9 protein-coding genes are annotated in these 5,575 nt (G+C 70.3%); 7 read left to right on the top strand and 2 right to left on the bottom strand.

What is annotated here, in order from left to right:
- Together VF330_RS34655 and VF330_RS34650 are read left to right on the top strand one after the other, a co-directional pair.
- A partial coding sequence (locus VF330_RS34655) for a bifunctional [glutamine synthetase] adenylyltransferase/[glutamine synthetase]-adenylyl-L-tyrosine phosphorylase (RefSeq protein ID WP_330855950.1) occupies positions 1-1,485 on the top strand: 1,485 nt, incomplete at its 5' end.
- Positions 1,482-2,414 (top strand): NADP-dependent oxidoreductase, encoded by a 933-nt coding sequence (locus VF330_RS34650; RefSeq protein ID WP_330855949.1) that lies wholly within the window; start codon positions 1,482-1,484, stop codon positions 2,412-2,414. The genes VF330_RS34655 and VF330_RS34650, both read left to right, overlap by 4 nt.
- A gap of 69 nt (positions 2,415-2,483) precedes the next feature.
- Here VF330_RS34650 and VF330_RS34645 read toward each other — a convergent pair whose 3' ends face one another.
- Positions 2,484-2,717: a hypothetical protein gene (locus VF330_RS34645; RefSeq protein WP_330855948.1), complete on the bottom strand. Its 234-nt coding sequence runs from the start codon at positions 2,715-2,717 to the stop codon at positions 2,484-2,486.
- Positions 2,718-2,818: 101 nt separating this feature from the next.
- On the opposite strand from VF330_RS34645, the gene VF330_RS34640 reads away from it, so the two are divergent.
- From VF330_RS34640 to VF330_RS34630, 3 genes are all read left to right on the top strand, one after another.
- Positions 2,819-3,394, top strand: a complete 576-nt coding sequence (locus VF330_RS34640) for a hypothetical protein (protein WP_330855947.1) — start codon at positions 2,819-2,821, stop codon at positions 3,392-3,394.
- Positions 3,395-3,425: 31 nt separating this feature from the next.
- The gene (locus tag VF330_RS34635) at positions 3,426-3,587 is read left to right on the top strand and encodes a hypothetical protein (RefSeq protein WP_330855946.1); all 162 of its coding nucleotides are present in this window, start codon (positions 3,426-3,428) and stop codon (positions 3,585-3,587) included.
- 166 nt (positions 3,588-3,753) lie between these two features.
- On the top strand, positions 3,754-4,104 hold the full coding sequence (locus VF330_RS34630; protein ID WP_330855945.1) for an NADAR family protein: 351 nt from the start codon (positions 3,754-3,756) through the stop codon (positions 4,102-4,104).
- Here the strand turns inward: VF330_RS34630 and VF330_RS34625 are convergent.
- Positions 4,088-4,612 carry an NUDIX hydrolase gene (locus tag VF330_RS34625; RefSeq protein WP_330855944.1) on the bottom strand — a complete coding sequence of 175 codons (525 nt, stop codon included), beginning with the start codon at positions 4,610-4,612 and terminating at the stop codon, positions 4,088-4,090. The two genes, VF330_RS34630 and VF330_RS34625, sit on opposite strands and share 17 nt — an antisense overlap.
- 76 nt (positions 4,613-4,688) lie before the next feature.
- On the opposite strand from VF330_RS34625, the gene VF330_RS34620 reads away from it, so the two are divergent.
- A complete protein-coding gene (locus VF330_RS34620; protein ID WP_330855943.1) occupies positions 4,689-4,964 on the top strand; it encodes a hypothetical protein in 276 nt (91 codons plus the stop codon).
- A 26-nt stretch (positions 4,965-4,990) separates the two neighbouring features.
- Positions 4,991-5,527: a hypothetical protein gene (locus VF330_RS34615; RefSeq protein ID WP_330855942.1), complete on the top strand. Its 537-nt coding sequence runs from the start codon at positions 4,991-4,993 to the stop codon at positions 5,525-5,527.
- Positions 5,528-5,575 lie beyond the last annotated feature (48 nt).

Raw genomic sequence — 5,575 nt, 5'->3', positions numbered from 1 at the left:
GAGGCGCTGCGGCTCACCACCAAGGAGGCCGTGGCCCGGCTGGCCGCGCTGGGCTACACCTCGCCCGACGGGGCGTTGCGGCACATCCAGGCGCTGACGCACGGCATGTCGCGGCGAGCTCGCATCCAGGGCGCGCTGCTGCCGGTGCTGCTGGACCTGTTCGCCGGCACGCCCGACCCGGACGGCGGGCTGCTCGCCTACCGGAAGGTGTCCGAGGCGCTCGCCGAAACCCCCTGGTACCTGCGGCTGCTGCGGGACGAGGGCGCGGTCGTCGAACGGCTCGCGTGCCTGCTGGGCACGTCCCGGCTCGTGCCGGACCTGCTGGTGCGCGCGCCGGAGGTGCTGCGGCTGCTCGCCGACACCGAGGCGCTGGTCGGCGGTGACCCGCACTCGATCGGAAACCCGTTGCGCAGCGCCGTGTCCCGCTACGGCGACGCGGCGCGCGCCATCGCGGCCGCGAGGTCGTTGCGGCGCCATGAGCTGCTGCGGATCGCCGCCGCGGACCTGCTCGGGTTCATGCCGTTGAAGACGGTGTGCGTGTCGCTGTCCGAGGTCTGGGGAGCGGTGCTGCAGAGCGCGCTGGACGCGGCCGTGCGGGCGTCTGGAGAACCCGTCGCCGCGTTGTCCGTCATCGGCATGGGACGGCTCGGCGGCCACGAGCTCGGGTACGGCTCCGACGCGGACGTGATGTTCGTGTGCCGGCCGTTCGAGGGCGTGTCCGACGCCGACGCGGTGAAGTGGGCGAGCGGGGTCGTGGAGAAGATCCGGCGGCTGCTCGGCGCGCCGTCGCAGGACCCGCCGCTCCAGGTGGACGCGGACCTGCGGCCGGAGGGGCGGCAGGGGCCGCTGGTGCGGACGCTCGAGTCCTACCGCGCCTACTACCGGCAGTGGGCGGAGATCTGGGAGAAGCAGGCGCTGCTGCGGGCCCGGTTCATCGCGGGCGACGAGGCGCTGGGCGCCGACTTCGAGGAGCTGATCGCGCCGCTGCGGTACCCGGCGGACGGCCTGGACGCGGCGTCGGTGCGCGAGATCCGGCGGATCAAGGCGCGGGTCGACGCGGAACGCCTGCCGCGCGGCGCCGACCCGAGCACGCACACGAAGCTCGGCCGCGGCGGTCTCGCGGACGTGGAGTGGACCGTGCAGCTGTTGCAGCTCCAGCACTCCGGCACCGTCCCCGGCCTGCGCACACCGTCCACAATGGCCGCGATGGACGCCGCCGTCGAGGCCGGTCTGCTGGCCGCGGACGACGCCGCCGCGCTCACGGCCGCGTGGAACCTCGCGACACAGGCGCGCAACGCCGTGACGCTGGTGCGGGGCAAGGCCTCCGACCAGCTGCCGACGTCCGGGCGCGACCTCGTCGCCGTCGCCTCCGTGATGGGGCACGAGCCCGGTGGCGATCCGGGTGAGTTCCTCGAGGAGTACCGCAGGACCACTCGCCGTGCCCGTGCGGTGGCGGAGCGTGTCTTCTACGGTGAGGGACTGTGAAAGCCATCGCGTTGACCCGGTTCGGCGATGCCGACGTCCTGTCGCTGCAGGAGCTGCCCGACCCGTTGCTCGGACCCGACCAGGTGCTGGTGGAGGTACGTGCCGCCGGGGTGAACCCGGTGGACACCAAGATCAGAGCCGGATACCTGCAGGGGCTGATGCCGCACCACATGCCGTTGATCCCGGGGTGGGACGTCGCCGGCGTCGTGCGGGCGGTCGGCATCGGCGTGCAGGCCTGGAAACCGGGCGACGAGGTGCTCGCCTACGCGCGCAAGGACCACGTGCAGTTCGGCACGCACGCCGAGCTGGTCTCGTTGCCGGACCGCCTGGTCGCGCGCAAACCGCCCGAGGTGGACTTCGTGACGGCGGCCGCGCTGCCGCTGGCCGGGCTGACCGCGTTGCAGTCGCTGAAGGCCGTGGGCACCGGTCCCGGTGACGTCGTGCTGGTCCACGCCGCCGCCGGCGGTGTCGGGCACCTCCAGGTCCAGATCGCGCGGGAGCTCGGTGCCGCGCGGGTGCTCGGGACCGCGTCGCCGCGCAACCACGACTTCGTGCGGTCGCTGGGCGCCGAACCCGTCGCGTACGGGGACGCGCTGGTGGACGCCGTCGCCGAGCTGGTGGGCGGGGACGGGCAGGTCGACGTCGTGACGGACAACGCGGGCGGGCTCGCGTTCGAGCAGTCGCTGCGGCTGGTGCGCGACCGGGCGCGGATGACGTCCATTGTGGAAGGTCCGCGCGCTCTGGAGCACGGCGTGGTCAACACGTGGGCGCGGCCCGATGCCGCGCAGACGCAATGGCTGGTTGATCTCGTCGCCGCGGGTTCATTGCATGTGGAAGTGCAACAAACCTTTCCGCTGGCGGACGCGGTGAAGGCGCACAAACTGCTCGAAGGCGGGCACGTGCGCGGAAAAGCAGTTCTGACCGTCTGAAATCTTCACGTATTTCTTCAGGTTCGGGGGCACTCCTCCTGGCCGGAGCGCCCCCGATTTCTGAACTGCTCAGTCCTCGTCCGCGTCGGGGTCGACAGCAGGTGCGCTGGTGTAGACCTCGACCACCCACTCCTCTTCCAGCGAGTCGGCGTCGTCGGCGTCGGGAACGAGCCGGTTGTAGGCGCGGACACCGAGGTCGAGCACGTCAGCGGCCTGGACCGCTTCGAGCGCCTCGGCTGCCGAGCCGACGATGTGGGTGGTGAGCAGCTGCGGAGCCGTGAATTCGGCGACTTCTTGGGACACGTCCGGACACTAGCGCATTGACGTTTCACCCCATCGAGATGAGACTGGACGCCGCTCATGGGGGAGCTGTGTTTTGTCGCGGGGGTCGAACAGAGGAAGTCATGCAGCATCGCAGGGTCACGCGCCGAGGTAAGACCGTGATCGCCATCGCGGGCGTGGCTGTCGGCGTGCTCGCGTTACTGGGTGTGATCCAATTTGCACTGAGCGGTGGCAAATCCGCCGCCCAGCCCAACGCGACCGCGACGACGACCACGTCCAACAGCGTCGAAACTCCTGACGCCGCAATGGAAACCACCGAACCGTCGGCCGACGTGAAGGTCGGGACGGGTTCGTTCAAGCAGCAACGCGGCATGCTGACCGTGGAGGTCACGCGGGTCGAAGCCGCGAACGGCCGCGTGAAGCTCTTCGTCACGGCCACCAACGCCTCCCAGGCCAGGATGACCCTCCCGGTGGACGGCATCGCGGTCCTGGACGACCTGAAGCGCACCTACGCGGCCTCCAGCAGCAAGTGGGACGGCCTCGTCACCCAGGGCACCACGACCTCCGGCACCGTCGTGCTGGACGAGAAGGTCAGCGCCGGTGTGAACTCGCTCACGCTGACTTTCAGCTCGATCTCCGGCCAGTTCGCGCCAACCGGCGCCGCGATCACCGTGACGGGCATTCCGCTCCCGAAGTGATTTCCGCCGCGGTGTGGGTACGCCTTGGTGCATGACGCAACGCGGAAGCGACACCCACGGTTTCCTGAAGGACGACCACCTGAAGAAGGAGGTCGAGAACGAGCTGCGCGCCAACGGCCCCACGCGCGCCGAGGCGTGGCGCGAGCCGGAGATGCCGGAGCCGGACGAAAACCCGGAGGAGTCGCGCGGCTAGGTCGCCTACTGTCCGGGTGTGAAGTTCCTGTTCTTCTGGGGTCATCAGCCCGAGCACGACGGCAGCATCGGCAAGGGGTGCCTGTCGCAGTGGTGGCCGTGCACGTTCGTCGCCAACGGCCAGGAGTTCGCCTCCGCCGAGCACTACATGATGTGGCGCAAGGCTTTTGCTGTTCGACGACACCGCGGTCGCCGCGCGCGTGCTCGCGGCGCGCACCCCTGCGGAGGCCAAGGCGCTGGGCCGGCGCGTCACGGGTTTCTCGGACGACGTCTGGGAGTCGTCGCGGCTCGGCATCGTCATCGACGGCAACCTCGCCAAGTTCGGCCAAGACCCGGCGCTGCGTTCCTTCTTGCTGGGCACGGGTTCCCGCGTGCTCGTCGAAGCGAGCCCGCAGGACCGCGTGTGGGGCATCGGACTGGTCGCGTCCGATCCGCGCGCGTCGGACCCCTCGGCGTGGCTGGGCCTGAACCTGCTCGGCGAGGCGCTGATGGAGGTCCGCTCTAGGCTTTCAGCGTGAGGTAGGTGGTAAGTACCGCCAGGGTGGTTCCGCACGGGACGAGTCCTTTTCGGATCAACGCGGGAACGTCCCGCAACGGCACCCACTCCACCTTCGCGGCCTCGGCGGGGTCGTGCTCACCGGTCTTCTCCGGGTTGCCGCCCACGAAGACGTGCGTGGTGTGCGAGCTGATGCCGTTCATCGGGTGGATGCTCACCAACGGCTCGACGTCCACCTTGTAGCCGGTCTCTTCCTCGGTCTCGCGGATCGCCGCAGTCTCCGCCGACTCACCCTCTTCAAGCCGCCCGGCCGGGATCTCCCACCCCCACGCGTCGGTGGCGAACCGGTGACGCCACATCAGCAGCACGCGTTCGTCGTCGACCACCACCACGGCCGTCGAGGGGTAGGGCAGGCGCAGCACGTGGTGCTCGAAGCGGTCGCCGCCGGGGACCTCGACGTCGTCGAGGTCGACGCTCATCCACTCCGACTCGTAGATCCTGCGGGTGCCGTGCACCGTCCACCGCGTCACGGGTCAGAGGTACCACGTGAACCTCGCGCCCGCGCCATGCGTGTCTCCAGGCGTAGGGCGACGCAGGGGAGAGGCGATGTTCAGCTATTCGGGACCGGCACGGCTCGTCTACGCCGACGGCAACGCGGCCGACCTGGAACGCGTGGACCTGATCGAGACCGAGACCGACGGCCTCTGGCAGCTGTCCGGCGCCGCGACGGCCGCGGAGGCCCTGGACGGCGGCACGGCCAGGATCAAGCTGCCGACCGGCGGCGAGGCCGACGTGGTGGTGTCGAACGTGCGGGTCAGCGAAGGCGCGCGGGGCACGTCGTGCAGCGTGACGTTGATCAGCACGGAAACCCGGCTGCCCTGAGCAATCCGCTCGCGGACAATCCCGGCGTGACCTTCTTCGACATCCAGGGCTACGAGCCCGCGCGGCTGCGCGGGCTGCCGGCCATCACTGTCGCGCACGGTGCACGGCTGCGGGCCCTGACCGGCCACCGGCTGCGCCGCGCCTGGCTGCTCTGGGACCTGACCGACGATGAGTGGTTCGCCGACGCCCCGGTCCTGCTGGACTTCGGCCACGAGCAGGTCGAGGTCGACCACCAGAAGTTCGACGACCTGTCCCTGACCTGGAACACCATCGACCCGGTACGTCGCCCGGCCTGGACCTACGGCGACCGGGGCCACCCGGATGACCACGTGTTCCGGTTCGTGTGGCGGCACGACGCCAACGCCGAGCTGGCCGCTCTCCAGGGTGCGCGCCTGGACGCCGTCGAGCTGCTCGAGTGGGCCGGCGGGGACATGGCGGACGGCATGGTGGCCGTTAGCCTCGTCTTCGCCGAGGGACGAGTCACCGTCTCCAACGCCCTCGACGAGAACGGGCTGGAGTTCGGTGGCCCCAGCTCCGGCTACCGCGTGCATCGACTCGGCTGAGACGAGCGCAACGGCCGAGGGCCGGGTGACCTGCGCAGGTCACCCGGC

Origin of the sequence: Lentzea sp. (assembly GCF_036380075.1) — a bacterium.
In the GTDB taxonomy this organism is placed as follows: Bacteria; Actinomycetota; Actinomycetes; order Mycobacteriales; family Pseudonocardiaceae; genus Lentzea.
Note: the sequence above shows the minus strand (reverse complement) of the source record. Positions and strands in the feature narration are given on the sequence as shown.